Here is a 26,956-nt window from a genome sequence, read left to right on the forward strand (position 1 = left end):
GATGATTGTCGCAAGAGGCTTCGTTCATAGCAGATTTCGGCAGCCAAGGCCCCTTTCTGTCCTGTGAACTCACCTGGCGCCCGACGACGTCAGCCAACCTGCGGGGCGCCCAAATGAAAGGTTACATCAAGCAGCCGGCCTGACTGGATTTTAAGGCATCACACCAGTGAAGCGGTTTGGCGAGCATGGCCGGTCGGCAACGCAACAACGCCTGGTTCCGGTTGTTCCAGGTCAGTTCAGAAGGCGCGAGACTTGGCCAGCGGGCCATGGAGTGTTAGAGATGACGGCGGTAGGGCTGACCATTTTCTCAGCAGGTAGAAATGGACAAAAACCACATTGCGCGCCGGGGGCTCGTGCTGGGTAGTCTGGCTCTGATGGCTTCCGGATGTACGTCAGCGTTACGACAGGCGGCGGAGCCGATTTCATCCGCGTTCGCACCAAGGCGTGGCCTGGATCCTCGTTACCGACGGCAGCATGTGCGGTATTACGGAAATGAGCCGGCTGGAACGATCGTGGTCGATACTTCGCAACGTTTCCTCTATGCCGTCGAGAGGGACGGGTGGGCGACGCGCTATGGCGTCGGCGTCGGCGAGCAGGGACTTTCGTTCAAGGGTACAGCCACCGTCGGCCGCAAGGCGGACTGGCCGTCGTGGACGCCCACCGACAACATGATGAGGCGCAAGCCGCGCCTAGTGCAATACGCAGGCGGGGTCCCCGGCGGACCAAACAATCCGCTTGGTGCGCGGGCCCTTTATCTCTATCGCGACGGACGCGACACGCACTTCCGGGTGCATGGCACAAACGAGCCGTGGACGATAGGCACAGCGGTATCGAACGGGTGCATCCGTTTGATAAATGACGACATCATTGACCTCTACGACCGTACCCCTCTGGGCACGACGGTGCTGGTTATTTGATGGTCTGAGATGCGCCGCACGCTTGATCTCCGTCGGATGGTGAACGCTGCCAGCACGTCACCGTAAACGGGCCGCGGGGCACCGGGTGCCAATTGTGTCATTTCCGCACTAGGCCTTGGCCTAGTTTGCAGCTAGTTTAGCGGGGCTGCATTATTTTTTGTGGCGATTCCATAGGCTATTCCGCCCCCGGGGAAAGGATTGCTTGATGAGCAGGATCTTGATTGCAATGGTTGCTATGCTCGCCGTTGCCAGCCTGAGCGGCTGCGCGAACGATTGGATCGGCAAAGGAAAGGGGAAGGCTCCTCCGCCGGAACCCGCTCCGGTAGAGCAGCCCGTAATTAAATAAGGACCGGCTTTCGGTGAGTATGGGAAGGGCCGCCAGGCCCTTCCCCGTCGATACGCAGGGGCCAAGGCCGACTTCATAGCCTACGACGCGGTTGGCGGGCATAGGCTGGTCCTGGGCCTGCGCTTCATGAAGTTCGAGAACGCGGCGATGACGCTTGTAAATGGCCGTCTCTTGCTTGTGGCCCTGTTGCCGCTCGCGGCAGCGGCATGTCAGACGAAAGACCTGCCGGCCCAGCCGAATTTCGTTTCTTTTGCCGATGGCGGAACTGCCTCTCAAGATAAGGACGAGCGGTTCTTCATCGAGTTCCGCTCCCGCTACGCCCTCAGCTACGGCCACACTTACGCAGTTTTTGGGCGCTTGAACCAAGCCGGGAGAATGGTCGATCCCCAAGTCGCGGGCCTTCACCCGGCTTCGAATAGTGCAGTTCCCTACGTTCTGGGCCATTTCGTGCCGGTGCCAGCCGAAACCGGCTGGAGTGACGGTGATCTGGAAGAACAATACAGATCCGCAAGCTGGCGAGTCATGCTGACTCGGGACGAGTACAACAAAGTCGTTGCCTACATCCGGAAGCTGCAGGCGAAGTCCCATGTCTGGCAGGCAACAGTCTTGAACTGCAACAGCTTCGTGGCGGACATCGCGCGCTCCATGGGGTATAGGACTCCCGCTATTCAGCTCCGGCCGCAACAATTCATAACCAAACTTCGGGAAATGAATACATAGCCAAGTTTCGAGGAATGGATGGGGCCGAATGCGATCGGTACTGCCCCTCCGGCTGTCGCATTAGCGGATCGCTGCGCATGAAGGTCGGCCGGTGACGAAATCGAGGGGATGGGTGAAGTGGTACAGTCCCAGATCGCAGAAAGGGCGGCGGTGGCCTGAAATGAGCATTGCAGTAGCCTCAGTTGGCGAGATCATATGGGTGGTCGGCGTCATTGCTTGGTATGTGATCCGGTATCCTTTCGAGCGCCGGGCGAGGCGTGTGCGAATTGTAAGTGGCGGCCGCTCACGTACCGACACCGTCGGACTTGCATCGGCTCTTTTTGGCCTAGCGATCCTGCCTGCCTTCTATGTCGCCACCGGCATCCCCGGAGGGGCTGACCATCCGGCCAGCGCCTGGGCGGTGGCTCTAGGCACCATCATCTTCTGCTCCGCGTTGTGGATTTTTCGCATTTCCCACAAGGAACTTGGCCGTAACTGGTCGATTACGCTTGAGATTCGCGAACGCCATGAACTGGTCTGCGCCGGGCCATACGCCTTAGTCCGCCACCCGATGTACACCTCGTTCCTGCTCATGGGGCTCGGCCAGGTCTTTCTGCTGTCGAACTGGGTTGCGGGCATTTCGGGTTTGATTGGTTTCGCAGTCCTTTTTCTGCTGAGAGTGGATAAGGAAGAGCGTATGATGCTGGAGAATTTCGGCTCGCAATACCGTGCCTATATGGAAAAAACCAAGCGCATAGTCCCTTATCTCTATTAGAGGTCGTTGATGCGAGGCCGAGCCCTCAAGCTTTCGATGCCCCGGCGCCTTGTTGGTGATCTGATGAGGTTTTCGATCGGCGTGCCACGGGTTGCAGTGCAGCGTCACATGAACCTCGGCCCACTCGTAGCGGCTAGAATGGCGCAGCAGGCCAGGCCCTCTTGGACCGCGATCTTCCTGAAGGGATACGCGCTTCTCGCCCGAGAGATGCCGGAGCTACGGCGCGCCTATGTCAAGTTGCCCTGGCCGCAGCTTTACGAGTATCCGGTAAGCGTAGCCTCGATTGCCCACGAGCGCGAGTATGACGGTGAGCCGGCCGTTCTGTTAAGCTGCATCAAGTGCCCGGAGCGCTATTCCATCACGGAACTTGAGGCATCGATCCACGCGGCGCGGTCACGGCCGATTCTTGAGGTCACGGAGTTCCGGCGTGCCTTGCGGATGGCACGTGCGCCCGCGCCACTCAGGTGGCTGCTTATGTGGCTAGGCCTGAATATCGCCCGGCAAAGGGCAAATTACTTCGGTACCTTCCAACTGTCCGTCTATTCGGGTCTCGGCGCGGAATCACTCAACCCGCTTACACCATTGACCACGCTTCTGAACTACGGTCCGATCGGCGAAGACGGATCGGTGAATGTCCGCATCCACTACGATCACCGGGTAATGGATGGAGCGAACGTCGCACGAGCACTAGAGAGATTCGAAAAGATTCTGAACGGCGCTGTCGCCAATGAAGTGGTGCTGCTCGGTCAAAGTGTTGCCGCTTCTGCAAGGCAGAGGCACGCGACATGATTTCGCACTGTGAATTCCGGCCAGCGGTCGTCGTGATTGGCGGGTCGGGTGGAATTGGACGGGCAATTGCGCGCGTCGCTGCACGTGAGCGCGGTGCGGTTGTGCTCGTTGCCCGCTCGCCCGAGGGTTTGGCCGCCGCGGCGGCTGAGGTTCGGGAGGGGGGTGGCGAGGCATTCACGCTCGAGTTGGATCTCGTGGCTGGCGATGCGCCAACGCGCCTAGAGGACTTTCTGTCCGCACACGGCCTGGTCTGTGATGTCCTGGTCAACAGCGCAGGCTATGGCCTACGGGGCGCGGCGACGGCGCTCCCTATTGATGGCCAGCTCGGCATCATCGATCTAAACATACATTCCCTCAGTGAATTGACCCTCCATTTTCTGCCGGGAATGGTGGCGCGCGGGCGGGGCGGGGTGCTCAATCTCAGTTCCGTGGCCGGGTTCCTTCCTGGGCCTTATATGGCTTTGTACTTCGCCAGCAAAGGTTTCGTGCGCTTCTTCTCAGAGGCGCTTCATCAGGAGTTGCGCCGAACTGGCGTGACTGTCACATGCGTGGCACCAGGACCGGTGTCGACGGAGTTTCTCGAAAGGTCCCGCGCCTATCAGACGCCGCTCTTCAGTATCTTGCCCAAGCTGGATCCGGAGGATGTGGCCGAACGTGCGTGGCGAGGGTTCAAATCCGGTCGTCGCCTCGTCGTACCGGGAATCTCGGCCAAGTTGGCTGCCCTAGCGGCAGCGCTCCTGCCTTCCGCAGCGATGCTGCCCCTGGTTGGCCGGCTGCAACGCGGCGGCAATGATCCATGTCCTTGCGGTTCAGGTGTAAAGTTCAAGAAATGCTGCGGTACCCGCCAGTTCCAGCTACGCCGGGGCCCTCGGGGAATTATCCCCTGATCGGACCAGCACGCCACTCGTCCCTCTGGCGATCGCCCTCAGCCTGCGTGCCGACCGGCTTGTGAAGTATCCGGCCCTTGCGATCGGCGCGGCGATCGCGGGGAGCCTCATATATGCGCTTGTGCCCATCTAATTGAGGGCGCAGGAATCGGATCCCTGCACTGATGAGCGCCGGCATGCCGGAGTTTCCCTAGGCTTTCTGCCCGTCTAGCTGGCGCTCGTTTCTGTCGGCTACGCTGGTGCTCTCGCTAGAATAGCGATCGGACAAGTTCATCGTACATCTTGAGAGCCGAACTCCGCTTCACAGATTGAAGCATGCTCTGCTCTCGCGCCGCCCTTTTGAACGCTTGAAAGGCAACCTCAGGCTTGCAACCTCCCTCCCTCGCAGCAGCGAGGAGGCGAGCTGCCTCCTTGAATGTACGTTTTTCCTTGTTCTCCCATCGCCCGCCCAGGGCTTTCTCGGCGTCACAGATCGAGGAGACCAGCATCAAGCGCCCATCTGCAAATCGAATTCTGATTGGAAGAAAAGCGCTCATCGGTGGGGGCATTCTCCGCGACGAACGGCAGAACGCGAGTGTAGCCAAATGGTTGCAAGTAGGCTTCGGCAATCCGGGTGATGGAGGCGCCGCTTCGCAGATGGAGCGGTGGGGCTTTTTGCATTTCAGCTATTAACCTTCAGCGGCTCATTGCTGGATCTGCATGGTGCATCAACCTCGCACCAGGTTGCGCATGCGGCCGATGATTGGCGGTCCTAGATCGGAAAGTTTGGTCATTGTGCCGGCAACAGCTTCGCGGCCTTGGTCAGGGTTGCCCGATTGTTGCCGTGCTTGCGGATCAGCTCGTGCAGCTGCGCTGGCGTGATGTTGTTCGTCAGCGCGAAATAGTCCATCTCGTACTCATCGTCGGGAGAGAGCCGCTTGCGGTCGCGAGAGTCGGGTCTGGTTTTGTCGTCTGCCACCTCGCACCTCCGGGATCCTGTCATGTTCGGTAGGGCCGGCCGGCGTTCCGTCCGGGACGACCTTTTCAGAAAGAGCGCGTTTCAAATCTTCGGCGCTGAGGGTGCCGGTTTCGAACAGCTGCATCACTCGTCGGCCGAGCTGATCTCTGCCGGGGTCGCCGTTCGCCAAGCCCAGCTCACGGCATCGATCGTCAAGAGCCTTGGTCAGCAAGGCTAAATCTTCGGGGCATGCGGTGCCTTGAAGTGACATTGCATCATCTCTCCCAAAAATGGGCGAAGCGATTGCAATCCTCAAGCATCCGCTCGCCGAGCAAATGTGGAATGACGGCGAGATAAATAGCGCCCCATTTTTATGCGCCAATGTTCGAAACGTACCAAGCGAGCAAACCAAGAACGTACTGAGCTTTCTTCGAGACTCCTGTTCCTGGCGAGGCGCATGGTACGAGCGGGAGAAACCAATGCGCAAACTGCCCAAGAGCATCGACGCGGATGTTTTGATTGAAATCAGCAGGTACCTAGAGGACCGCCCGAAATCGACGCCGGTGCCGGTCCACAAGCTTGCTTCGATGATTCGGCATAGGGTCAGGACTGGGCTGCCGCTAGAATCCATTGAAGAGTTGGTTGTCGAGATGGCCACGTCGCGGCAACTGCCGATGCTCTTCGATTTGCCGGACGTGGTTGAGGATAACGTCATATCGCTCGCGCTAGCGCGCGCATCCTGACCAGCGGCTCAAGAGCAGCAGCTCGGCGTCGCCGCCATCGTCCCGCAAAATGCCGGGAAAAGATGGGGCGACCAACGTTGGGGTGTGGGGTGGTGGGGCCGTCGGTCACCCGTAGGACAGGGGGCCATCAATTAAGAAAAATGCATAGGCCCTTATGCCATCATGCCACAACTGCTCTCCCGATGGAACGGGCCTAGAAACGGCATTGACGACTCAGAGCCTTACATCTCATTGGAGCCGATTACACCAGGCTCACCTTCAGAGAGATTGGTTAGCGACGGCCCTCCAGGCGTAAAGACAACACCGGCTCCCTCCAGCGCTTGTCGTATGCGGGTGAGTGTGCCGGGATTCGGAATTCTGCGACCGATCTCAAACTCGCGGATCGTATCTTCGCTTAAGGGGCACGTTCTCCTCCCTCAAATCGGATGAGCCCAAGAGTCGAATCCGGCTAACTCTGGCGACGCTCCCAACGCCGCGCAATATCGGCGAGATGGCAGAATCCCCGACGCCAAGTAAATGCATCTCAGCTAATATAATCCGTCTCGCACATTCACGCGTGACGAAAAAGATACGGGAGGATGCGAATGAATAACATGTCGAGAGGTTCATCACGATATAGTGGCCGATCAATTGTACTCGGCCTCACTGGGGCAGCAGTCCTTGTATTCGGAGGCTTGGCATTTGCGGCGGAAGGTCAAGAAGGCGTGAAGACGACCGCCGTCCTAACGACCGACAGTGCTGACCTGAAGTGGGGGGATATTGGCGACCTTCCGCCAGGCGCAAAATTCGCTGTCCTGGCGAGTTCCGGCGGTTGGAGCGTTGTCCGCGTGAAATTCCCACCCCACTACGTCGTTCCTCCGCACAGTCATCCTAATGCCGAGGCCGTGTGGCTGATCAGCGGCAACGTCGGGTTCGGGTTTGGGGATAAGGTCGACAAGACCGGCCCGTGGCTCAAGCCGGGAGCCTTTTTCGCGCTACAGCCTGGCGGCATGCACTACGTGTGGACTGGAGATGAAGAGGGGATCATTGACGTCCAGGTCAGCGCCCCTGGTGGTATTGCGTTCGCCAACCCGGCTGACGCCCCGAAGAAGAAGTAAGAGCAACGCTCCGCTGGCTTCGGCCGGCGGGCTTTTTTCAGGAGTCCAGTTTTAGCCGCCCATGGCCAAGCCGGTCGTGCCAGACAACCTGCCGCAAGTCGCGCCAATCTACCGCTTGGCCGCACACCGGACAGGGGTGGAAGTGGTCGGCCTCGCTCACCTTATCCCAGCCATGGCGGCGACCTGCGATCGGAGGCCCAAGGTCCGAGAGCTTCGTCATAACCTTTCGAACATTCAATTTGCCTAAAATGTTCCGGAACTAAATTAGTAATCGCGCCTTAAAATGCGGTTTGTCGAGTCCGCTTGTGCGTCTGAAGTCCATCCCGCCACTAATGCCGACCCTTGTGAGAAGCCCCCAGAAGGCGACGGATGGATCCACGAGATCAAATTCGACGGCTACCGATCGCAGATCGTCAGGGATGCGGAGGGCGTGCGGATCTTCACCCGCCAGCGGCGCACGCAAGGCGCATACTCGCTGCATGAAGCCGCCAGTGCCAGCTGACCTCGCAAACGACAACGGCAAGCGTGAAGATCACCTAGCCGTGGTCGTGGTGGCGCTGCACAAGGCCGTCAAAGGGCTGGATGCACCACCTAAGCTGATAGTGGATGCCGTGACCGTGAAGCCGTCTGTGGACGCTACCCAGCCGTGGGGGATGGTCAGTGGCCGACGGCGAACGCGCGCGCTGGCGACGCTCCCTCCCCACACCAGCCCGACCGACTAAGGCACCAAGCGGCTCTAGACGGTCGCCACACAGCGTTTGCCAGTATCCACAGGCGACGGACCGATCGGTAAAATTGTCCGGGTTCCGTTAAGGTCTTCCGCATTAGCGCCGGCTCATGGTCTCGATGTTGCCTAGCAACGAAAGCCCGCTGCCGCCCCAACAGCCCACCCCCCCAGGCAGCGGGCTTTTTCCCTTCGTATTTTCAAGCGGCTTATGTTTTCGGGTTTGCAACAAGCGAACACGAAACCAGCAGAAACAGGGCAAGGCCCTCCGCGATGAGCCGGGAACATTTCCCCGGTGATGACGTTTCAGCGACCATGAACAAGCAACCATGGAAGACTTCGGTCGAGATCGAGGAACTTGGAAATACACATTATGTGCGGGTCATCGAGAACGGCGCGGTAAGCATCAAGGGCTTCCGTTCCCAGGCAGATGCCAAAGCCTTCGCCCAAGGCGAACGAGCGCGGCTCGGCCTTGATACGCCTCTCTAGACATAAGCCCCGGCCACCACTGGCGCGCGCTTGACGATTTCTGCAGGGGGAATAGGCCGTCGCCGCTCCAATCCTGCTACAATCCCGTATGGCCGTCCGAATAGCGGTTGTCCTGGCGCTTCTTTCCGCCTTCGCCTACGGATTCGCAAAACTTGTGGAACGCTATGGCGGCGTTGGTGATCGGCCCTCTTCGTGTGAGGAATGGTCGAACCCTGATTGCTCAGACCCGAGCACGCCACCTTCCGAGCCTAAGCCTAGCTAAGCTTTCCTCAGCTTCGCCCCGGCACACTGAAGAGGATCGGCGGGTAGCCTGAGGCGTATTCGGTGATCCGCTGCGAAATTTTTGGCATCTTGTTCGATCTCGAATTCACGCTTGCTGAATTGTCCTTGCTCAACGATTTGGACGATCCACTGACCGCCAAAATACACGACCGAAACGCGGGCGGGCCCATCATACTTTTTCATGGGCGTTTCGTGTTCCTCCTTTCAGAACCTTGTTATGTTCGCACTAGCTAATATAAGTCGGTGCCCTAGACTCGGTTCCATGCGCAGGCGGGCAGGCGCCGGCTCCGACCGGCTGGAGTTCATCGAGCCATTGATGCCGACCCTGGTGGAGAAGCCGCCGGAAGGGGACGACTGGATTCACGAGATCAAGTTCGACGGCTATCGATCGCAAATCGTCATCAACAACGCCCCGGTTCGGATCTTCACTCGGCGCGGCCTCGATTGCACCTCGAAATATCGCGACCTGGTGGCGGCAGCCGCAGGCTTAAATGTTCAGAACGTCATCATCGACGGCGAAATTGTCGTCCTGAACGACGCCGGTCTGTCCGACTTCGTGGCGCTGCGGAAGGCAATCACCCGGCGCCAGCAAAAAACTCAACGAAGTCCAAAGCCGTCGCCGGCGCTCCCAATAGGCGGCGGGCTTTTCTTACGGCGACCCAGCGGCCGGGGCTGGGGTGGCTTGGGGTTCGGCCGCTGGGCCTAACCGGAAAACGGAGAGATGGTTCGCCGGCTGGCGAATTATAGACCGCCTTTGCGTCGCTGCTAACTTGGCAAAACGGCGGTGCTCGGTTGCCCTCAAATTGGATGAGCCGGAGTTGAATCTCTCCTTTCCGCGGGAACCTGACGATCGATCCGAACTTAATGGTTATGACCACTCGTGGAAAAGAGTTCTTGGAACGGTGGCTTGCCGACAATGTGCCCAACGTCGCCGGCGCCGACGTCATCTCCGCGGATTCGGAATTCTGCGACCGATCTCAAACTTGCGGATCGTATCTTCGCTAAGATTGGACTTGGCGCCCAGCCGAACACGGGACCAGTTTAATAGCTCCCGTGCTGCTCGCGACTGCTCTGCCGTCAAGTCTCGCAAATGACATCTCCAGTCCAGGGATCCCTTCAGGAATCGAGGTTAAGTGGCGCGTGCCCTGGTTGTTCATGCCAGATCACCTGTCGTAGGTCGCGCCAGTCGACGGCTTGCGCGCAGGCCGGGCACCGGTGAAAATGTTCGCCCTCATTCACGGGCTCACCCTGTCGCGTGCCGACGATAGGCGGCCCGAGGTCTGAGAGCTTGGTCATCCCGGCAAAGCCTGCGCGGGCCTTGGTCAGGATAGTCCTGCTATTGCCGTGCCGGCGGATCAGCTCGCGCACCTGTTCCGGCGTCATGTTGTTTTGCATAGCAAAAAATTTGACCTCATAATCGTCATCCGCAAAAAGCCACTTACGGTCACTCAAGTCGCCTTTGCGCCTGTCGTATGCCATTTCGGCCGCTCCTTAAAATTTGCAGAAAATTGCTATCTACGCTCTGGCTAATATACGCTGGCGATCTAGACTCGGTTCCATCATGCGTAGGCGGGCAGGCGCCGGCTCTGGTCGGCTACATCCAGACACGTTCCGGCAGGCGGTCGGCGGCTACAGTTCGGTCCTGCGCAACCGGGTGCTGGTCGGCTATGCGGCGGCCGTTGGGTTCTTCTATGTCGGGGTGTTCGCCAACATCGCCGGCGGCGCCTTTGCCTACATCGCCTACCATGGGCTCAGCCCCGAGCTTTACGGGCTGGTGTTCTCCTCGGGCGTACTGGGGCTGATGGCCGCCAACTTCGCCAATGCGCGCCTCGTCATTCGCCTTGGCAGCGATCGGATGCTCTTTGCCGGAGCGTTGGGAGCGGCCGTTTTCGGCACTGCACTGGCCATTGTCACGATAACCGGCCTAGGCGGCGTTGCCGGGCTCATCGCTACGCAGTTTCTGTTTACGGCAATGAACGGGCTAATCCTTGCCAACGCGGTAGCTGGGGCGCTTTCAAGCGTACAGCAACGTGCCGGCGCGGCGTCAGCAGTGGTAGGCGCCATCCAGTAAGGCAGCGGCATGGTAGGCTCGGCGCTGGTCGGGGTCTTCGCTAACGGAACGCCGGCGCCGATGGGGATCGTCATGGCAGTGGCGGGCATAGGCTGCCTAGCCAGCGTCGTGATGGCGCGGCGGACTGCCCGCATCGCCGCAGCAGGTCGCTGAGGGAAAGCCGTGCTGCATTGAAATTATTGAAGAATTTTGTCCGAGAGTGCCACCGCAGGCGCATTATTTGCTAGTTATTTCAATAACTTAGCAGATTTTGGTAGCGGGACACGAACCCGAAACCAACCTTCTCTGGCTCGGCGTGATCAACATCCGCTTCTGGTTCCAAGAATTGATGACACGCTCAGGACGTCCGCTTTGCGCCTCATGTCGGTCGTTGAGCAGGCCATAGCCGCATCCCAAGAGCAGACACTGCCGGCGACAAGGCTTGACAGTCGCGGTCGCGACAGGCGCAAAGATCAGTCGAGGCTGATCCGCGTTCCCTTGGCGCCGTTGAGCAGCCGCTTGAGATGGAAGCTGGCGAGCTGGTCGTCCGGACATTTGCCGATCTGCGCGGCGAAAGCCGTAAGCGCGTTTGCATCGCCGGCCTCCAATCTGCCGAAGGCTTCGAGATAGCTCGCCGTCGAGCTTCTTTCAAAAAAATGGTAGGGCCCGCCGCCAAGCGCGAAGCCGTCGCGCATCTGCAGGCCACGATGGGCCTGTCGGAGCGGCGGGCCTGTTCCTTTGTGGGCGCTGATCGCAAGATGATCCGGTATCGTTCTTGTCGCCCACCTGAGACGGAACTGCGCGGCCGGCTACGCGACCTTGCCAACGAGCGCCGGCGCTTCGGCTATCGGCGGCTGTTCATTCTGCTCAGGCGCGCGGGCGAGGCATCGGGTATCAACCGACCGGCTGTACCGCGAAGAAGGACTGGCCGTGCGCAAGCGACGCTCCAGGCGCCGAGCGGTAGGGACGCGGGCTCCGATCCTGGTCCAGGCGCAGCCGAACGCGCGATGGTCGCTGGATTTCGTCCATGACCAGTTCGCCTGCGGCCGGCGGTTCCGCGTGCTCAACATCGTCGACGACGTGACGCGCGAATGCCTGGCGGCGATCCCGGACACGTCGATCTCCGGCCGCTGGGTGGCGCGTGAACTGACGGAACTGATCGCCCACCGCGGCAAGCCCGGCATGATCGTCTCCGACCACGGCACCGAGTTCACCTCGAACGCGATCCTCGCCTGGTCGAATGATCATCGGGTGGAATGGCACTACATCGCGCCGGGCAAGCCGATGCAGAACGGCTATGTCGAGTCATTCAATGGACGGATGCGCGATGAGCTCCTGAACGAGAGCCTGTTCTTCGGCCTGGATCACGCCCGCAGTGCCATCGCTGAATGGATGGAGGACTTCAACACTGCGAGGCCGCATTCCTCGCTCGGCTACCAGACCGCGGCGGCCTATGCCGAGGTCATCACCGCAACCGGCTCCGACGCTGCGCTGATCGAAGGCTCCGCGTCTTCGCTGGTTGCTCAACCCGCGCCCCACGGCGTAACAGAAACGGTCGAGACTCTAATCGCCGCTGGATGAAACTTCAGTGGCAGGTCAGAGCCTTGAAGCCGGCGCGCCCTTTAGCTAGATGACGAACAAGTCAAATGATTTAGATGTGATAAGCTAGCCCCGGACCGGCGCCGCGAGAGGGCCGAGAGACTGTCAGAAAATGAAGTCGGCCGCAATCAAACTGCTCACCCCCGTGAGGTTGATGGCCAGTTCAGCGGTCGAGGTATTCCCATCGATATCGACATAGACTGTCGAATTTCCGCCGGAGGCCGAATACCATACGCCATTGGCGGTCGCGGCTGTGCCGCCAAAGGCGAAAGTATCATTTACTCCCCCAGGGATGGCGTCGATCGCCGAGAGGTTGATTGCATCTCCACCGGCCAAGCCGGCACCTTCGAAATCGGTGATGGTGTCGCCCGTGTCGAGAAGCGAAAGATACGCAAAAGTGTCGTCGCCAGTGCCTCCATTCAGCGTGTCGGCCCCATAGCCGCCCGTGATCAGGTCGCTACTGTCTTGCCCGTAAATCGTATCGGCTCCGGAACCTCCATAAATGGAGTCGCTCCCACTGCCACCGCCTGGACTTACCGGGGGTTCTCCGCCGTAAAGAGTGTCATTTCCAGTGCCACCGTACATTGTGTCATTTGAACTTCCACCAGTAATTGTATCAGCACCGGTTTGGCCATAAAGGGAAACGTCGGCACCGTTTTGGCCATTTATGATGTCATCTCCATCATGTCCAAAGACATTATCAGATCCGTTTCCGGCATTGATCGTATCGGAACTATTAGTTCCGTTATAACTCTCACTCTCACTCGTTCCACTGACAACTGTGACTGTGACTGTTGAAGATGCCGCTCCCCCAGCCGCGTCGAAATCGTTCGGATCGCCACTACCAGTAAATACCGGCGGCAGGCTAACACCATCATTGGTATCGCCGACGGTGACGGCGATGGCCTGGGTGTCGGTGCTGATGCCGTCGGAGACCCGCACCTGCACGTCGTAGACGTTGTCGGCGCCGGCGTCGGCGGGGTTCTCGAAGTCGGGTGCCGAGACGAAGGCCAGCACGCCGGTGGTGGGATCTATGGTGAACAGGGCGGCGTCCGCGCCGCCGCCGATTGCGTAAGTCAGCGTCGCGCCGGCATCGGCGTCGGTGGCGGTCACCGTGGTGACGGCGGTGGCGTTCTCGGCGACCGCGACCGAAGCGCTTGCCCCGCCGCCGTTGGAGGTGATCGCCGGGGCATTGTCGTTGACGTCGCCGACGGTGACGGCGATGGCCTGGGTGTCGGTGCTGATGCCGTCGGAGACCCGCACCTGCACGTCGTAGACGTTGTCGGCGCCGGCGTCGGCGGGGTTCTCGAAGTCGGGTGCCGAGACGAAGGCCAGCACGCCGGTGGTGGGATCTATGGTGAACAGGGCGGCGTCCGCGCCGCCGCCGATTGCGTAAGTCAGCGTCGCGCCGGCATCGGCGTCGGTGGCGGTCACCGTGGTGACGGCGGTGGCGTTCTCGGCGACCGCGACCGAAGCGCTTGCCCCGCCGCTGTTGGAGGTGATCGCCGGGGCGTTGTCGTTGACGTCGCCGACGGTGACGGCGATGGCCTGGGTGTCGGTGCTGATGCCGTCGGAGACCCGCACCTGCACGTCGTAGACGTTGTCGGCGCCGGCGTCGGCGGGGTTCTCGAAGTCGGGTGCCGAGACGAAGGCCAGCACGCCGGTGGTGGGATCTATGGTGAACAGGGCGGCGTCCGCGCCGCCGCCGATTGCGTAAGTCAGCGTCGCGCCGGCATCGGCGTCGGTGGCGGTCACCGTGGTGACGGCGGTGGCGTTCTCGGCGACCGCGACCGAAGCGCTTGCCCCGCCGCTGTTGGAGGTGATCGCCGGGGCATTGTCGTTGACGTCGCCGACGGTGACGGCGATGGCCTGGGTGTCGGTGCTGATGCCGTCGGAGACCCGCACCTGCACGTCGTAGACGTTGTCGGCGCCGGCGTCGGCGGGGTTCTCGAAGTCGGGTGCCGAGACGAAGGCCAGCACGCCGGTGGTGGGATCTATGGTGAACAGGGCGGCGTCCGCGCCGCCGCCGATTGCGTAAGTCAGCGTCGCGCCGGCATCGGCGTCGGTGGCGGTCACCGTGGTGACGGCGGTGGCGTTCTCGGCGACCGCGACCGAAGCGCTTGCCCCGCCGCTGTTGGAGGTGATCGCCGGGGCATTGTCGTTGACGTCGCCGACGGTGACGGCGATGGCCTGGGTGTCGGTGCTGATGCCGTCGGAGACCCGCACCTGCACGTCGTAGACGTTGTCGGCGCCGGCGTCGGCGGGGTTCTCGAAGTCGGGTGCCGAGACGAAGGCCAGCACGCCGGTGGTGGGATCTATGGTGAACAGGGCGGCGTCCGCGCCGCCGCCGATTGCGTAAGTCAGCGTCGCGCCGGCATCGGCGTCGGTGGCGGTCACCGTGGTGACGGCGGTGGCGTTCTCGGCGACCGCGACCGAAGCGCTTGCCCCGCCGCTGTTGGAGGTGATCGCCGGGGCATTGTCGTTGACGTCGCCGACGGTGACGGCGATGGCCTGGGTGTCGGTGCTGATGCCGTCGGAGACCCGCACCTGCACGTCGTAGACGTTGTCGGCGCCGGCGTCGGCGGGGTTCTCGAAGTCGGGTGCCGAGACGAAGGCCAGCACGCCGGTGGTGGGATCTATGGTGAACAGGGCGGCGTCCGCGCCGCCGCCGATTGCGTAAGTCAGCGTCGCGCCGGCATCGGCGTCGGTGGCGGTCACCGTGGTGACGGCGGTGGCGTTCTCGGCGACCGCGACCGAAGCGCTTGCCCCGCCGCTGTTGGAGGTGATCGCCGGGGCGTTGTCGTTGACGTCGCCGACGGTGACGGCGATGGCCTGGGTGTCGGTGCTGATGCCGTCGGAGACCCGCACCTGCACGTCGTAGACGTTGTCGGCGCCGGCGTCGGCGGGGTTCTCGAAGTCGGGTGCCGAGACGAAGGCCAGCACGCCGGTGGTGGGGTTGCCCGCGAAGAGTCTCTGGGGGTTTGTCGACGATCCAGATCCAACCGGCGTGTCAGGTCCCTTCGAGCCGTCTAGTGGCTTCTTGTCCGTACTCGTCGCCTCGGTTCTGACTGTATCTTCTGCGGGTGACGCAGCCGTACTCGATTCAAATTTGCCAGGACGATCAACCGTTTCGTCGCCGGTCGCCATTCCTTCGAGCGGCTCCGAGGCAAAAGATACCTCGAGCGCGGACTTCAACGCGAGCACCGCAAGAATAAGGGCGTTGAGCGCACTGATGGCAACGACGGCGGGAAATGCTGTAAAACCGGTCTGTGCGAGACGCCGCCCTGGTGCCATCACACCCTTAGCGGCGCTCATCATCGGGCGACATGTGCGGACAAGACCAATTATCGCGCCGCCAGCAAAAGCGAACAGGAAGAACTTTCCAGCGATCGAAAGGCCGACCAATACGAAAACGCCAACCCGACTAGGCTTGCCCGCCCGGGCGTCTAGCTCATTTGTTCGCGAGCTTGGTACCACCACACCGTCTATAGGTTTTCAATAGGTAACGGCCGATCCCTGGTCGCATTCCTCTATATCCGGGCACTTTCTAAATTTTTCTGTAACCTTCGGCGGGCTAGGCTTCATCCCGAAGGGGTTCGCATGGCATGGATAATGACGTGTCAATTAATTACTGAAAAAAGGAAGGTTTGATGGCCAAGGGCTTTGCACAATCCCTGTTAGCCCGCTCATGGTATCGACCATCCACTGTCGTCGTGCACCCTGGCCCCGAACTAATGCATGCGTAGGAGCGATTGTTCATCGCTCGTCAACGAACCCGAGCTCGGAATATGAGTCCTGTATGGTACCTTGTCCTGCCAACTCTCGCAGTCGTTGATTTTGCGATTGGTATCACTGCAATCTCGTTGCCCGACGCGATGAGAGATACTGTGATCGAGGCGACGCATCGAAGCAGTGTGGAACTGGCGAATCAATTCAAATTGACGCGTGACGATCAGAGTCGTTACCTGAGCGCTCTTCAAAAGAGATATGCCGATGCAAACTCAAATACCCAACTTGATACTAATATGCCGTTCAAATTTCATTTGGAGAATTTCCGAAAAGCAATATCTGGAGAAGTCAATTTAACTTCTGCGACCCCATATCTTATATTTAATACGAGAAGGGGCCGGATGGATGATTTTCAGGCAAAAGCTTGGGAGGCTTTCCAAGAGAATTCCGATGTTGTTCTTGAGAGACTGGAAATCATGGGGGGCCAACGCTCGCTACGAGTAGCTGTTGCCGATCACATGACCAATTCGATTTGCATTTCTTGCCACAACAGCAACACGCAATCCGGGAAACACGACTGGAAAATTGGTGACGTTAGCGCCGTACTTGAAGTGACCAGGCGGGTTGAACCTTATTTGGCCGCCGCGGAACAACGCAGCAACATAATTGTAGGGAGCCTTGCGGTTGGCGGTTGTGCCGTCGCACTTGTCCTCATCGCATTCACCGGTCTGATCGTCCGTCGCACACAAGAGAAGCAGGAGGCTGACTGGGCATCCAGCATCAAGATTACCCACCTCGCCCGGCACGACTCATTGACGGGCCTCATAAATCGCGCGGTCTTCATGGAGAAGATCGAGGAGGCCTGCACCGGCCTACGCCTGCGCGACGAGACATTTAACGTCCTATTGCTGGATTTGGATCGGTTCAAAGCGGTAAACGATATGCTCGGACACCCCGCCGGAGATGCGCTGCTCCAGGAGGTGACGCAGCGCTTGAGATCTGCGCTGCGCGAAGCCGATGTCCTGGCGCGGCTTGGCGGCGACGAGTTCGCGATCATCATCACGTCGGAGACCGATCCGCGTGGATTCGCAACCGAGCTCGCGAACCGAATTATCGGCGCCATTGCAGAACCGTTCAGTATCGACGGGAACCAAGTGAACGTCGGCGTCTGTGTCGGGATCGCCGCGGCTCCGGACGACGGCGCCGACCCTGTCGATCTGGTCAAGAAGGCCGACATCGCGCTCTATCAGGCAAAAGCGGGCGGTCGGAGCCGCTACTGCTTCTTCGATGCCGGGATGCTCTCCGATCTGGATGCCCGTAACCGGCTCGAACACGACCTGCGCGGGGCGATATCAAGTAAGGCACTGGAACTCCACTATCAGCCTATCGTCGATGCCAAGTCTGGAATGCCTTGCGGCGTGGAGGCCCTGGCGCGCTGGCATCACCCGGAGTTGGGAATGGTCGAAGCCGACAGGTTCATTCCTCTCGCCGAACAAACCGGACTTATAGTGCCGCTAGGGGAATGGATCCTGCAGAAGGCGTGCGCCGACGCGGCCGGCTGGCCGGAACATATCAAGCTAGCAGTCAATCTGTCTCCTATGCAGTTCAAACAGACCAATCTGCTAGATGTCGTCATGTGCGCACTTGTCGAGTCCGGGCTGCCGCCGCAACGTTTGGAGCTGGAGGTCACGGAGACGGTTTTTCTGGCAAACGATCCGGAGCACTGGGCCGTCCTGCGTCAGCTCAAGGGCCTCGGGATATCGATCGCTCTCGACGACTTCGGGACCGGCTATTCGTCGCTCAGCCACGTGACGATGTTCCCATTCGATAAGATAAAGATCGACAAGTCGTTCACGCAGGACATGACAAAAAGCGCCAGTTGCGCCGCGGTCATTTCATCGACACTCGCCATTGGTCGCGGTCTTGACATGACCACTACCGCCGAGGGCGTTGAGACCATGGAGCAATTCGAGCTTCTGCGCGCGAGCGGCGTCACGTTCGTGCAGGGCTATTTGTTCGGAGAGCCTGGCCCCGCTTCCAAACTTGAATTCAGCCGCGTGGGCAACGCGCAAATCAATAACGCGGCCTAGTCTTAGTCTAGCGATGGCGTTTGATAGTGACTGCGCAGCGGAGCCTGATTGACGATCACGAGGACGCCATTGCGGCAAAAATGTCGCAGACAGACGTGAGAACATCGTAGCGGCGTGCAAATTCTGCAATCGCCTACTGGGCGGCCGAAAGGCGAAATTCAGGCGAATCGGGCGTTCGACTTTCTTCCTTTCGGCAGAACAGTTCCTGTCGCGCGTCGATCTCCGGTCGGGGTTCGTCGGACTGATACGTGTCGCGATGGCCGCGAAGGTTAGATCACCGCGCGAATTTTCTCAACGATGCCTACTTCCTCGTGCCCTCGGCGATCACCATCATGTTCGGCTCGGCGAGGTCGCGTGTGCAGGAAGGCCCGGCTGCTTTGCGGCATCAGGCTCGCCGCATCAACACGATCTGCGGTCCGCTGTTGCTGTCGTTCGTGCCGAAGCTTGCGCCACGCCGACGGAAGGCTCTGTTCCCAGCGCGTGAAATCCCGGATCATCCAGTCGCGATCGGGCAGTTGCACGTCGAACATCGGCGGCAGCACAAGCCCCATCATTACGCCAACCCAAATTGGAAACTAGGATGACCGGCGGAATGGAAGTCCTCCGAACGGCTATGCACACAACGCGGCAACGGAGGTAAAAACAGAAAGGACACGGCGCTGAACGCTGCGGTAGACGGCGTTAACTTCAACGATACTTTTGAGCTCGATAATGCGCTCTTTGGCCAGCAAGGGGTAACGTCCACTCGACTACTCTAGGCGTGTTGGAGCGGCCGAGCGGATTTACCGGCGGGACTTTCAATGGCGCGCGGAACCAAATTCCCGTATCTGGGAAGGAGCCTGATCGAGATCGGCATCTTTTCGGCGGTGAGCAACGTGTTGCTGCTGGTGATGCCACTGTATCTGCTGCAGATCTACGACCGCGTGCTGCCGGCCGATAGCATCAGCACATTGATCTATATCAGCCTGCTCGCTGCTGCGGCGCTGGTGGTGCTCGGCATGCTGGAGATCATCCGCGCCTATTATGCCGACAAGGTCGCCTCGCGGCTCGACACACAGATCGGCTCCGATGCATTCCTCGTGTCGATGACCGCGCCGCGCGCCGCGCTCGGCGACGTGCAGCCGCTGCGCGACCTGCAGGCGATCCGCACCTTCATCAACTCGCGCTCGCTGTTCTTCCTGTTCGACCTGCCGTTCTCGCCGTTCTTCATCGCGCTGCTCTACCTGATCCATCCGGTGTTGTTCTTCGTCACGCTGTTCGGGGCCTTCGTGATGGTGGGCGTCGCGCTCGCCAACCAGAAGGCGACCGCCAAGCCCGGACAGCAGGCGGCCGACTCCATGATGGTCTCCATGAACATGGCGCAGTCCTTCGGTCGCAACTTCGAGACCGTGCGCGCCCTCGGTATGGTGTCGAACGTGACCGAGGTGTGGGGCAAGAAGTTCGCCGAGTCGCTCAACCAGGCGGCCAGCGCCTCGCGCCGCAACGCGCTGTTCGGCGGCTTCTCGCGCACCACGCGCCAGCTCTTGCAGAACGGCATATTGGGCGCCGGCGCCTATCTGGTGCTGCAGAACGAGATGACGGCGGGGATGATCTTCGCCTCCTCGATCATCTCGGGCCGCGCCCTGCAGCCGCTAGACCAGATCATCGGCGGCTGGCGCCAAGTGACCGACGCCGACCGCGCCTGGAGGCGGCTGAGGGGCATCGACACATCCGCGACCACCGCCAACAAGGACACCATCAAACTGCCCGACCTCAAGGGCGCCGTCGCGATCGAAGGCCTGATCTACTATCCGCCGGACGCCGACCGCGCCGCTGAGCCGCTGATCAAGCGGATCGGTCTGCGCATCGAGCCCGGCGAGACGGTGGCCATCATCGGTCCGAGCCGCGCCGGCAAGTCGACGCTCGCCCGCCTCATCGTCGGTGCCATCAAGCCGCATGCAGGCGTCATACGCCTCGATGGCGCCGACATCCAGAATTTCGATTCCGACCAGCTCGGCCGTCACATCGGCTACCTCAGCCAGGAGGTCGAGCTGTTTCCGGGCACGATCGCCGAGAACATCTCGCGCTTCGAGCCGAACGTCGACGACGCGGCGATCGTGCGCGCCGCCGAGGTTGCCGAGACGCACAAGCTGATCCTCGCCCAGAAGAACGGCTACGCGACGGTGATCGGCGCGACCGGCGTGCGCCTGTCTGGTGGCGAGCGCCAGCGCATCGGGCTCGCCCGGGCATTCTACCGCGATCCCAAGGTGATTATGCTCGACGAGCCGAACGCCAATCTGGACGCCGAGGGCGAGCAGGCGCTGGAGCGCGCCGTGCTCAACGCCAAGCAACGCGGCACGACCGTGCTGTTGATCACGCACCGGCCGTCGATCGCCGCCAAATGCGACCGCATCCTGATGCTGCGCGAGGGCATGGTCGAGATGTTCGGTCCGGCCCAGGACGTGCTGCAGAAGCTCGCGCAGGGCGCCGCCGGGACGCCGCCGAGGCCTGCGGCGACGGACACGCAGCCCCAGGCCCCGCAGCCGCAGCGCGAGCCGGCGGCGGCGCAGCCTTCCGCCTCGTTCGTGGCGGTGATGCGCGCCAACTGAGCGTGTCGGACCGAAAGCGCGAGCGGCTTTCGGGATGAATCCGGTGCGGAAACAAGAGATAGAGCGCGAGTTCCGATCTCGTTGGAACTGGCGCACCCTGGGGCGGGATTTCGATGGCAAAAAAGCCGCGCATCTATGACTGGACGAAATCGGTCGACACTAGCACGGCAAATGTCTCGCGCTTCGGCTATGCATTCATCATCGTCTGCCTCGGCGGCTTCGGCCTGTGGGCCTCGACCGCTCCTTTGGCCGGCGCTACCATCGCCCCAGGCTACGTCGCCGCGGCCGGGCAGAACATGATGATCCAGCACCTCGAAGGCGGGATCATCAAGACTATCGGCGCGCGCGAGGGCGATCACGTCAAGGCGGGACAGCCCTTGCTGACGCTCGACTCGACGACGGCCGAGGCGCAGCTCAATCGCATGCTGAAGCAGCTTGCGGCACTGCGCGCCAAGTCGATGCGGCTCGAAGCCGAGCGCGACCTCGGGAGCAAGCTCGTCATCCAGGCCGATATCGTGCGCAGTTCGCGCGGCGACGGCTTTCCCGACGTCGTGGCCGAGCAGCAGGTCGAGTTCAACGCGCGTTATGCGCGCTACATCGCCGAGCGCGAGATCCTCAAGCAGCGCATCCAGGCTCTCCGCGAGGCGATGAGCGGCCTCGACCAGCAGAAGAAGGCGAGCGAGAACCAGCTGAAGATCGTTCGCGAGGAAATCGAGCGCAAGAAGCAGCTGCTCGAGGACGGCCTCACCAACCGCACCGAATACACCAATTTGCTGCGCGTCGAGGCCGAGCTGATCGGCCAGGTCGGCTCGCTGCAGTCGCAGATTGCCAGCTCGTCGACACAGGTCGTCGAGACGAAGCAGCAGATCGAGCGGCTCACCACGGCGCGCGTCGAGGACGCCGTCTCCGAGCTCAACTCCGAGCGGGCGACGATCGCTGACGTCGAGGAGCAGGCGCGGGCCGCGCAGGCGATCCTCGACCGCACTGTGATCCGCGCTCCCGCCGACGGCATCATTGTGCGCTCGGTCCACAATTCGCCGCAGGCCGTGATCAGGGCCGGCGAGCCGTTCATGGAGCTACTGCCCACTTCCGACCTGTTGGTCATCGAGGCGCGCATCAGCCCGCACGACATCGACACGCTGCGCATCGGCCAGCAGGCGCGCCTGCATTTCTCTGCGCTCAACGCACGCATCACGCCGCAGGTGGACGGTACGGTCACCTACATCTCGGCCGACCGCCTGGTCGACCAGGCGTCCGGCCAGCCCTTCTACACCGCGCGGCTCAAGATCACCGACGACCTGCCACCAGAGGTGTCGCGCGACAAGATCTATCCGGGCATGCCGGTCGAGACCTACATCTCGACGGGCGAGCGCACCTTCGTCGAGTATCTCGTGCGGCCGCTGCTGGATTCCTTCGGCCGTGCCTTCCGCGAGTCGGACTTGTAGGTATCGCGTGAGCAATAGCCCGTCAGTCATGGTCTATGAGCGCATCGGCGACGATGCCGCTCTGCAGCAGGTCTCGGATTGCCTGGACGCGATGCGCGAGATCGTCGCCCGGCACGGCGGTGATTTCATTCATTCGAAGGGCGATGACGTACTCAGCCTGTTCGAGAGCCCGGAGGCGGCGCTGAGGGCCGTCTGCCAAATCAGCCGCCAACTGACGGAAGGGCCGTTGAGCGCCCGTATAGGATTGCATTTCGGGGCGGTCATTCGCGCACGGGGCGAGGTCTTCGGTGACGTTGTCAATGTCACCGCAAGGTTGTCCACTACGGCCAACCCCGGGGAGGTGTTGATCAGCCAGAGCTTCTGCGAAGCCCTTTCCGCGGGGAGCCGCAGTGGCTTGCGGCTCCTCGACAAAATGGCCTTGAAGGGGAAGCAAGAACTCTTCGATGTCTATACCCTGTGGAGCGACGATGGGGCCCTCAGTACGCAGATCACCAGCCGGGGCACCATTATCGGCAGGCGCTTCGTCCCGCCGCGACTGGCCAAACTGGTCATCCGCTATGGAGATCAGTTGCGATCCTGTCGAAACAACGAATTCGTGACCATCGGCCGATCTCCGGAATGCAATATTGTCGTCGAGCGGCCCTGGGTTTCAAGGCACCACGCGACCTTCACCATTTCGAATGGCAGGGCCCGACTTGTCGAGCGAAGCTCGTCGGGCACATTTGTGTCGATGGGACCCGGCCATGAAGTATTTGTACGCCGCGAAGATATTCTCCTCTTCGGCTCCGGCGTCATCTCGCCTGGACTGAGGCCGTCCCTCGGCGACGCCCAGTTCTTCACTACGAAATTGTCTCAAACTGACCCGGACGGACTCGTTAGTCGCGAGCGGCTTCAAGCGGCCGCGACGATCTCTTCGGCAATTCTGGTTGCGCGCGTAGCGCTGGTTCGCTGACACCGTCAATGTTCACGTTGAACCTTTTCTCTGGCGTCTCGTCCGGCAGGATCGCAACGATCAAGCCCTGCGGCCCGGCTGCCTGACCGCCTTCTTCGCTGGCTTTGCCGCGGCCTTGCGCCCGAGCCCGCTGGACTTCGCCAGTGCCGATCGCTGGGCGGCGTAGTTCGGCGCCACCATAGGATAGTCACGCGTAAGGCCCCACCTTTCCCGGTACTCGTCCGGAGACAGCCCATAGTGGGTGCTCAGATGCCGCTTGAGCGATTTGAACTTCTTTCCGTCTTCGAGGGAGATGATGTAGTCCGGAAATACCGACCTTTAACCGCCGGGGACGGAGCAGGCCTCTCGGGTTCACTTGGCTGCCTAATTCTCGAAAGTAGGTTATTCGTCCCCCCAGCCGGGAGCTCGTTGAGGAGCTTGCGAAATCCATGCTGGTGACGTGGGAGTCGCTAGCCGCCGAGAATCGACGCTGGCCCAAGCAGCCGTCAGATCATGGCTATGTGCTGAATGATAGCAATGCTGCGCGCCTGAACAGAAATGAACAGATCCGCGAACGTATCCGCGAATTGGTAGAAGCTTTGGCTGACAAGATGATCGTCACTCGCGAGGATCTTGATCATTTCTACCAGTCGCTGACGGCTCAGGATTTTACGTACACGCCCAACTAAGGCGCAAACGGAGCGCTCGCTGGCTGCGGTGAAGGCAATTAAAACAGTAGTTTATCGAAGCTCTTGCGGTGCACGTCGAATATCAGTCGAATAAAGAGCCCTGTACGGGCCAGATTCGATAGCGAAAAGGAATGCCGTCCCTGAGTTGCGGCTTCGTTCGCGCAAGAGTTCAATCGAACAACACCGGCGATCCTCGATTTACAGATGAGGGACTTGGGCCCCGAACCGCGCGAAAGGTGTACCGATGCCCCGCCTGGCTCCGCAGCAAAGGATTGCACTGGCTCGGAAGCTCGAGATTCGCGCTGCGACCGGCGAAGGACTGAGCTTGGAGAAAGGATAGAGCTTCGCCGCGCGGCGAAGAACCTGCTCGCATTGAACGCAATGGAAGAGCACAAGAATCGACGCATATTCTATCAAGCTTCAGAGCGAAGCTGGTCGGAGGAGCGCTACGAGCTTGGCTATCGGCACATGGTCCATTTGGCCGACGTGTTCGAGGGATGGGCAACGGACAGGCGCATGACGTCCGAATGGACAGCTAGGTTGACTGGATGGGCAGAGTCTCTGCGGCGGTTGGCAGATGAAGTCGGGTCGACTTGGGATCCGCCAAGGCCAGCGGGTACCTCTGCCACCACGACGCGTAGGCCGAAGGTCCAACATCTTGAACCGGATACTCTACTCGTCCATCAGGTTACGACCAATAAATCCCACAAGGGAGAGTGTAACCATGGCTGCTTTGCGCCCAATAGCAGACATTCCTACGGTCCCGTCACTGCACCAAAAAGCCGACATCGCTAATACAGGCCACGGCCAGCTTTGCGTAAAGCGTCGTTTAGCAGCTAGCCAACGTGACATGGATGAACGCGCTCGCCGCCGGTAACCTCATGAGCGCTGAGGGAAAAGATCCGGTCATGGAAAAATGGCAGGCAACGCTGCCCGCCATCTCCGACTTCCGGCTGCGTTTACTGGTGGCCAACCATCGTGCAGAAGTCGCCATGCCCCTGGTCATCAGTGGCTATGTCGCCGCATTCCTGCTTTATCGCGGCGCGATCCTCGTCTTTCAACCCCGTCCAAGCGGCCTTGAAGTCGGCTTCCGACTTTAAGGTCTTCATATCGGCAGCGGTGTAGAAGGGCGCCATTTTCGTCGGCTCGTCGAGGGCGCCGCCGTGCTCGGCAAGTGCGGCGCCGGCCATCATCGAAAGCGCCATCGCGCCCATGCAAAGCATCTTGATGTTCATGGTCATTTCCTCTCTTGGTTGCTTTGATTTCGTGCTCGTGCGGGATCGGCACGGGTCGGGCCTACCCCTAGGTCAACCATAGGAGAGCACTTGGCTCCGCGATATTGTCCTTTAGGGAACTTGCGGTGGAGTCTCGTCGCCCAATTACCGGCAGCCGGAAGCGCCACCGTCACGCCCTCGATCGAGGTCCATCCCGAGCACCTGCCCAAGCGCCTGATGATCCACAAACCGATAAGGTCGACGGGAGAACCGTCTGGCGCACTGAGCGGTTTCGCGGATGAGGCCCGTCCCAATCGGTCTCTGGTGATCGCGTTGCACCCCGCGTTGAAGAATACTGACGCGTTTCACGCTGGCGCTGAGTCTTGACGAGGCGTAACTCGCCAGCGGACACCATGGTTCTCGGAAGATCGCTGGCATTCATAGCCTCGCCTGAACCCGGAGCCGATTAGTTTGCCGGTGGCGAAAGGCTTTCCAATTGTTGCAGGCGTTTCATCGCCTCCATCGCCGCCAGCGAGTTGTAGTTGATACCCGCCGCGTTCAAGCTGCTCCCCTCCTGGAAGGGAAACTGCGGCAGCGTCATGAGGAAGGTTTTGAGCTTCTGCTGAACGGGCACGAAGAGCCAGATGTTATCGGCATACCAGCGCAGATAGAGGCCTGATTCCCGCGGTGCCTTCTCGTAGGGGTCGGCCCGGAGATTGACGATCTCAGGCCAGCCTGGCACATCGCGAGTGCCGGTGGCAATGTTGCCATTCACGACGGCAAACGAAACCTTCCAGACGTTCCAGCGCACAGCATTCAGTTCACCGCCCTGACCAAAATAGAATATCTCTTCGCGCGGACCTTTCGGGACCTCGCCCTTGAAGTAGGGCAGGAAGTTGTAACCGTCCAGGTGAACCTTGAATGTCTTGCCATTGGCTGCGTAACCCTCCTTCAACTTCTCGACGATGTTGGGTTCGCCGCAGCAGCCAGAAATGTCGGGAGCCAGTCCTCCTGCGAGAAGATGTCGTTGATGATGGTGCCCGGCTGGTGACGCCCGGCCAACGGACGAGCATCGGCACGCGGAAGCCACCTTCCCACGTAGTGCCTTTTTCGCCGTGAAACGGTGTGGTGCCGCCGTCCGGCCACGACCCGGTTTCCGCGCCGTTGTCGGTGCCATAAACCACAATGGTGTTGTCGGCGATCCCGAGATCGTCAAGCTGCTTCAGCACTTGGCCGACCATGTCGTCATGCTCGACCATGCCGTCGGGATAAAGACCGATACCGGTGCGGCCCTCGGCGGATTTCTTCAGATGCGTCCAGACATGCATGCGCGTGGTGTTGAACCAGACGAAAAATGGCTTGTTATCCTTCGCCGCCTGCGCAACGAACTTCTGCTCGGCATCGAGGATTCCCCCATCCACCGTTTCCATCCGCTCGCGGGTGAGCGGCCCGGTATTTTCGATTTTCTGGCCGCCCTTGCCATCTGCCCAAGTATGCAACACGCCGCGCGGACCGAAATTTTTCTTAAACTCGGGGTCCTTCGGATAGTAATAGGTCTCCGGTTCCTCCTCCGCGTTCAGGTGATAAAGATTGCCGAGGAACTCATCGAAGCCATGCACCGTCGGTAGATGCGAGTCTTGGTCGCCGAGATGGTTCTTGCCAAATTGGCCGCTGGCGTAACCTTGCACTTGGAGAAGGTCGGCAATGGTCGGTGCCCATTCGGGAATCCCCTGCGGCGAACCCGGCATCCCGATGGTCAGCAGCCCGGTGCGAAATGGATGCTCTCCCGTGATGAAAGACGCGCGACCTGCCGTGCAGCTCTGCTGGGCGTAGCGTCAGTGAAGAGAGCGCCTTCCTTGGCTATGCGGTCGATGTTCGGCGTTTTGTAGCCCATCAGGCCGAGGTTATAGGCACTGATATTGTCAATGCCGATGTC

28 protein-coding genes and 3 pseudogenes are annotated in these 26,956 nt (G+C 60.5%); 20 read left to right on the plus strand and 11 right to left on the minus strand.

The genetic code is table 11. The annotated features are described in order from the left end of the window. Window positions 1-320: 320 nt before the first annotated feature. From AC1RUK_RS02810 to AC1RUK_RS02835, 6 genes are all read left to right on the plus strand, one after another. Window positions 321-917, plus strand: a complete 597-nt coding sequence (locus AC1RUK_RS02810) for a L,D-transpeptidase (protein WP_436173227.1) — start codon at window positions 321-323, stop codon at window positions 915-917. A gap of 205 nt (window positions 918-1,122) precedes the next feature. Beyond that, on the plus strand, window positions 1,123-1,263 hold the full coding sequence (locus AC1RUK_RS02815) for an ABC transporter (RefSeq protein WP_120019056.1): 141 nt from the start codon (window positions 1,123-1,125) through the stop codon (window positions 1,261-1,263). Between the two features lie 147 nt (window positions 1,264-1,410). Continuing rightward, window positions 1,411-1,983: a hypothetical protein gene (locus tag AC1RUK_RS02820; protein WP_436173958.1), complete on the plus strand. Its 573-nt coding sequence runs from the start codon at window positions 1,411-1,413 to the stop codon at window positions 1,981-1,983. A 166-nt stretch (window positions 1,984-2,149) separates the two neighbouring features. Next, a complete protein-coding gene (locus tag AC1RUK_RS02825) occupies window positions 2,150-2,737 on the plus strand; it encodes a protein-S-isoprenylcysteine O-methyltransferase (protein WP_481839597.1) in 588 nt (195 codons plus the stop codon). 9 nt (window positions 2,738-2,746) lie between these two features. Then, window positions 2,747-3,526, plus strand: a complete 780-nt coding sequence (locus AC1RUK_RS02830) for a hypothetical protein (protein ID WP_436173226.1) — start codon at window positions 2,747-2,749, stop codon at window positions 3,524-3,526. Then, entirely contained in the window at window positions 3,523-4,413 is an 891-nt protein-coding gene (locus tag AC1RUK_RS02835; protein ID WP_436173225.1) for an SDR family NAD(P)-dependent oxidoreductase, read from the plus strand. Before AC1RUK_RS02830 ends, AC1RUK_RS02835 begins: the two co-directional genes overlap by 4 nt. 248 nt (window positions 4,414-4,661) lie before the next feature. Here AC1RUK_RS02835 and AC1RUK_RS02840 read toward each other — a convergent pair whose 3' ends face one another. After that, window positions 4,662-4,901 carry a DUF982 domain-containing protein gene (locus AC1RUK_RS02840; protein ID WP_436173956.1) on the minus strand — a complete coding sequence of 80 codons (240 nt, stop codon included), beginning with the start codon at window positions 4,899-4,901 and terminating at the stop codon, window positions 4,662-4,664. Between AC1RUK_RS02840 and AC1RUK_RS02845 the strand changes: the two genes are divergently transcribed. Beyond that, a complete protein-coding gene (locus tag AC1RUK_RS02845) occupies window positions 4,825-5,085 on the plus strand; it encodes a hypothetical protein (protein ID WP_436173988.1) in 261 nt (86 codons plus the stop codon). The two genes, AC1RUK_RS02840 and AC1RUK_RS02845, sit on opposite strands and share 77 nt — an antisense overlap. A gap of 97 nt (window positions 5,086-5,182) precedes the next feature. On the opposite strand, the gene AC1RUK_RS02850 is transcribed toward AC1RUK_RS02845, so the two are convergent. Next, entirely contained in the window at window positions 5,183-5,371 is a 189-nt protein-coding gene (locus tag AC1RUK_RS02850; RefSeq protein WP_436173224.1) for a DUF3606 domain-containing protein, read from the minus strand. A gap of 22 nt (window positions 5,372-5,393) precedes the next feature. Here AC1RUK_RS02850 and AC1RUK_RS02855 point away from each other — a divergent pair, with 22 nt between their 5' ends. The 5 genes from AC1RUK_RS02855 to AC1RUK_RS02875 all read left to right on the plus strand — a co-directional run bounded on the left by AC1RUK_RS02855 (window position 5,394) and on the right by AC1RUK_RS02875 (window position 8,403). Continuing rightward, entirely contained in the window at window positions 5,394-5,588 is a 195-nt protein-coding gene (locus tag AC1RUK_RS02855; protein ID WP_481836850.1) for a hypothetical protein, read from the plus strand. A 241-nt stretch (window positions 5,589-5,829) separates the two neighbouring features. Next, on the plus strand, window positions 5,830-6,093 hold the full coding sequence (locus AC1RUK_RS02860; RefSeq protein WP_481836849.1) for a hypothetical protein: 264 nt from the start codon (window positions 5,830-5,832) through the stop codon (window positions 6,091-6,093). 674 nt (window positions 6,094-6,767) lie between these two features. Continuing rightward, entirely contained in the window at window positions 6,768-7,190 is a 423-nt protein-coding gene (locus AC1RUK_RS02865; protein ID WP_481836848.1) for a cupin domain-containing protein, read from the plus strand. A 283-nt stretch (window positions 7,191-7,473) separates the two neighbouring features. Further along, window positions 7,474-7,692, plus strand: a complete 219-nt coding sequence (locus AC1RUK_RS02870) for a hypothetical protein (RefSeq protein WP_481836847.1) — start codon at window positions 7,474-7,476, stop codon at window positions 7,690-7,692. Window positions 7,693-8,187: 495 nt separating this feature from the next. Then, window positions 8,188-8,403: a hypothetical protein gene (locus AC1RUK_RS02875; protein ID WP_481840177.1), complete on the plus strand. Its 216-nt coding sequence runs from the start codon at window positions 8,188-8,190 to the stop codon at window positions 8,401-8,403. A 258-nt stretch (window positions 8,404-8,661) separates the two neighbouring features. Here AC1RUK_RS02875 and AC1RUK_RS02880 read toward each other — a convergent pair whose 3' ends face one another. Beyond that, complete coding sequence (locus tag AC1RUK_RS02880; RefSeq protein WP_481836845.1) at window positions 8,662-8,868, minus strand: hypothetical protein; 207 nt, start codon at window positions 8,866-8,868, stop codon at window positions 8,662-8,664. A 79-nt stretch (window positions 8,869-8,947) separates the two neighbouring features. Here AC1RUK_RS02880 and AC1RUK_RS02885 point away from each other — a divergent pair, with 79 nt between their 5' ends. Beyond that, entirely contained in the window at window positions 8,948-9,391 is a 444-nt protein-coding gene (locus AC1RUK_RS02885) for an ATP-dependent DNA ligase (RefSeq protein WP_481836844.1), read from the plus strand. A gap of 237 nt (window positions 9,392-9,628) precedes the next feature. Here the strand turns inward: AC1RUK_RS02885 and AC1RUK_RS02890 are convergent, their stop codons facing one another. After that, window positions 9,629-9,775, minus strand: coding sequence for a helix-turn-helix domain-containing protein (locus AC1RUK_RS02890; RefSeq protein WP_481840178.1), 147 nt, complete (start codon window positions 9,773-9,775; stop codon window positions 9,629-9,631). Window positions 9,776-9,801: 26 nt separating this feature from the next. Further along, window positions 9,802-10,164 (minus strand): hypothetical protein, encoded by a 363-nt coding sequence (locus tag AC1RUK_RS02895; protein ID WP_481836843.1) that lies wholly within the window; start codon window positions 10,162-10,164, stop codon window positions 9,802-9,804. A gap of 82 nt (window positions 10,165-10,246) precedes the next feature. Between AC1RUK_RS02895 and AC1RUK_RS02900 the strand changes: the two genes are divergently transcribed. Further along, complete coding sequence (locus tag AC1RUK_RS02900) at window positions 10,247-10,756, plus strand: MFS transporter (protein WP_481836842.1); 510 nt, start codon at window positions 10,247-10,249, stop codon at window positions 10,754-10,756. Between the two features lie 452 nt (window positions 10,757-11,208). On the opposite strand, the gene AC1RUK_RS02905 is transcribed toward AC1RUK_RS02900, so the two are convergent. Further along, entirely contained in the window at window positions 11,209-11,430 is a 222-nt protein-coding gene (locus AC1RUK_RS02905; RefSeq protein WP_481839623.1) for a hypothetical protein, read from the minus strand. On the opposite strand from AC1RUK_RS02905, the pseudogene AC1RUK_RS02910 reads away from it, so the two are divergent. After that, window positions 11,380-12,316, plus strand: a pseudogene (locus tag AC1RUK_RS02910) (IS3 family transposase); the annotation flags it as partial. The gene AC1RUK_RS02905 and the pseudogene AC1RUK_RS02910 overlap by 51 nt on opposite strands. A 123-nt stretch (window positions 12,317-12,439) precedes the next feature. Here AC1RUK_RS02910 and AC1RUK_RS02915 read toward each other — a convergent pair. Beyond that, window positions 12,440-15,277 (minus strand): beta strand repeat-containing protein, encoded by a 2,838-nt coding sequence (locus AC1RUK_RS02915; protein WP_481836841.1) that lies wholly within the window; start codon window positions 15,275-15,277, stop codon window positions 12,440-12,442. A gap of 1,187 nt (window positions 15,278-16,464) precedes the next feature. Here AC1RUK_RS02915 and AC1RUK_RS02920 point away from each other — a divergent pair. Continuing rightward, complete coding sequence (locus AC1RUK_RS02920; protein ID WP_481836840.1) at window positions 16,465-18,153, plus strand: EAL domain-containing protein; 1,689 nt, start codon at window positions 16,465-16,467, stop codon at window positions 18,151-18,153. Window positions 18,154-18,422: 269 nt separating this feature from the next. Here AC1RUK_RS02920 and AC1RUK_RS02925 read toward each other — a convergent pair whose 3' ends face one another. Next, window positions 18,423-18,707, minus strand: a complete 285-nt coding sequence (locus AC1RUK_RS02925; protein WP_436170163.1) for a hypothetical protein — start codon at window positions 18,705-18,707, stop codon at window positions 18,423-18,425. A gap of 246 nt (window positions 18,708-18,953) precedes the next feature. Between AC1RUK_RS02925 and AC1RUK_RS02930 the strand changes: the two genes are divergently transcribed. The 3 genes from AC1RUK_RS02930 to AC1RUK_RS02940 all read left to right on the plus strand — a co-directional run bounded on the left by AC1RUK_RS02930 (window position 18,954) and on the right by AC1RUK_RS02940 (window position 23,138). After that, window positions 18,954-20,741, plus strand: coding sequence for a type I secretion system permease/ATPase (locus AC1RUK_RS02930; RefSeq protein WP_481836839.1), 1,788 nt, complete (start codon window positions 18,954-18,956; stop codon window positions 20,739-20,741). Between the two features lie 113 nt (window positions 20,742-20,854). Further along, window positions 20,855-22,186 carry an HlyD family type I secretion periplasmic adaptor subunit gene (locus AC1RUK_RS02935; RefSeq protein ID WP_481836838.1) on the plus strand — a complete coding sequence of 444 codons (1,332 nt, stop codon included), beginning with the start codon at window positions 20,855-20,857 and terminating at the stop codon, window positions 22,184-22,186. A 28-nt stretch (window positions 22,187-22,214) separates the two neighbouring features. Next, window positions 22,215-23,138 carry an adenylate/guanylate cyclase domain-containing protein gene (locus AC1RUK_RS02940; RefSeq protein ID WP_481836837.1) on the plus strand — a complete coding sequence of 308 codons (924 nt, stop codon included), beginning with the start codon at window positions 22,215-22,217 and terminating at the stop codon, window positions 23,136-23,138. A 60-nt stretch (window positions 23,139-23,198) separates the two neighbouring features. On the opposite strand, the pseudogene AC1RUK_RS02945 reads toward AC1RUK_RS02940, so the two are convergent. Then, a pseudogene (locus AC1RUK_RS02945) lies at window positions 23,199-23,456 on the minus strand (Ros/MucR family transcriptional regulator); the annotation flags it as partial. 110 nt (window positions 23,457-23,566) lie between these two features. Between AC1RUK_RS02945 and AC1RUK_RS02950 the strand changes: the two are divergent. Continuing rightward, window positions 23,567-23,806 (plus strand): hypothetical protein, encoded by a 240-nt coding sequence (locus AC1RUK_RS02950; RefSeq protein WP_481836836.1) that lies wholly within the window; start codon window positions 23,567-23,569, stop codon window positions 23,804-23,806. A gap of 959 nt (window positions 23,807-24,765) precedes the next feature. Here the strand turns inward: AC1RUK_RS02950 and AC1RUK_RS02955 are convergent. Together AC1RUK_RS02955 and AC1RUK_RS02960 are read right to left on the minus strand one after the other, a co-directional pair. Beyond that, the gene (locus tag AC1RUK_RS02955) at window positions 24,766-25,041 is read right to left on the minus strand and encodes a hypothetical protein (RefSeq protein ID WP_436172134.1); all 276 of its coding nucleotides are present in this window, start codon (window positions 25,039-25,041) and stop codon (window positions 24,766-24,768) included. 445 nt (window positions 25,042-25,486) lie between these two features. Continuing rightward, window positions 25,487-26,953 (minus strand): annotated as a pseudogene (locus AC1RUK_RS02960) (arylsulfatase). Window positions 26,954-26,956 lie beyond the last annotated feature (3 nt).

Source organism: Mesorhizobium monacense, assembly GCF_056781675.1.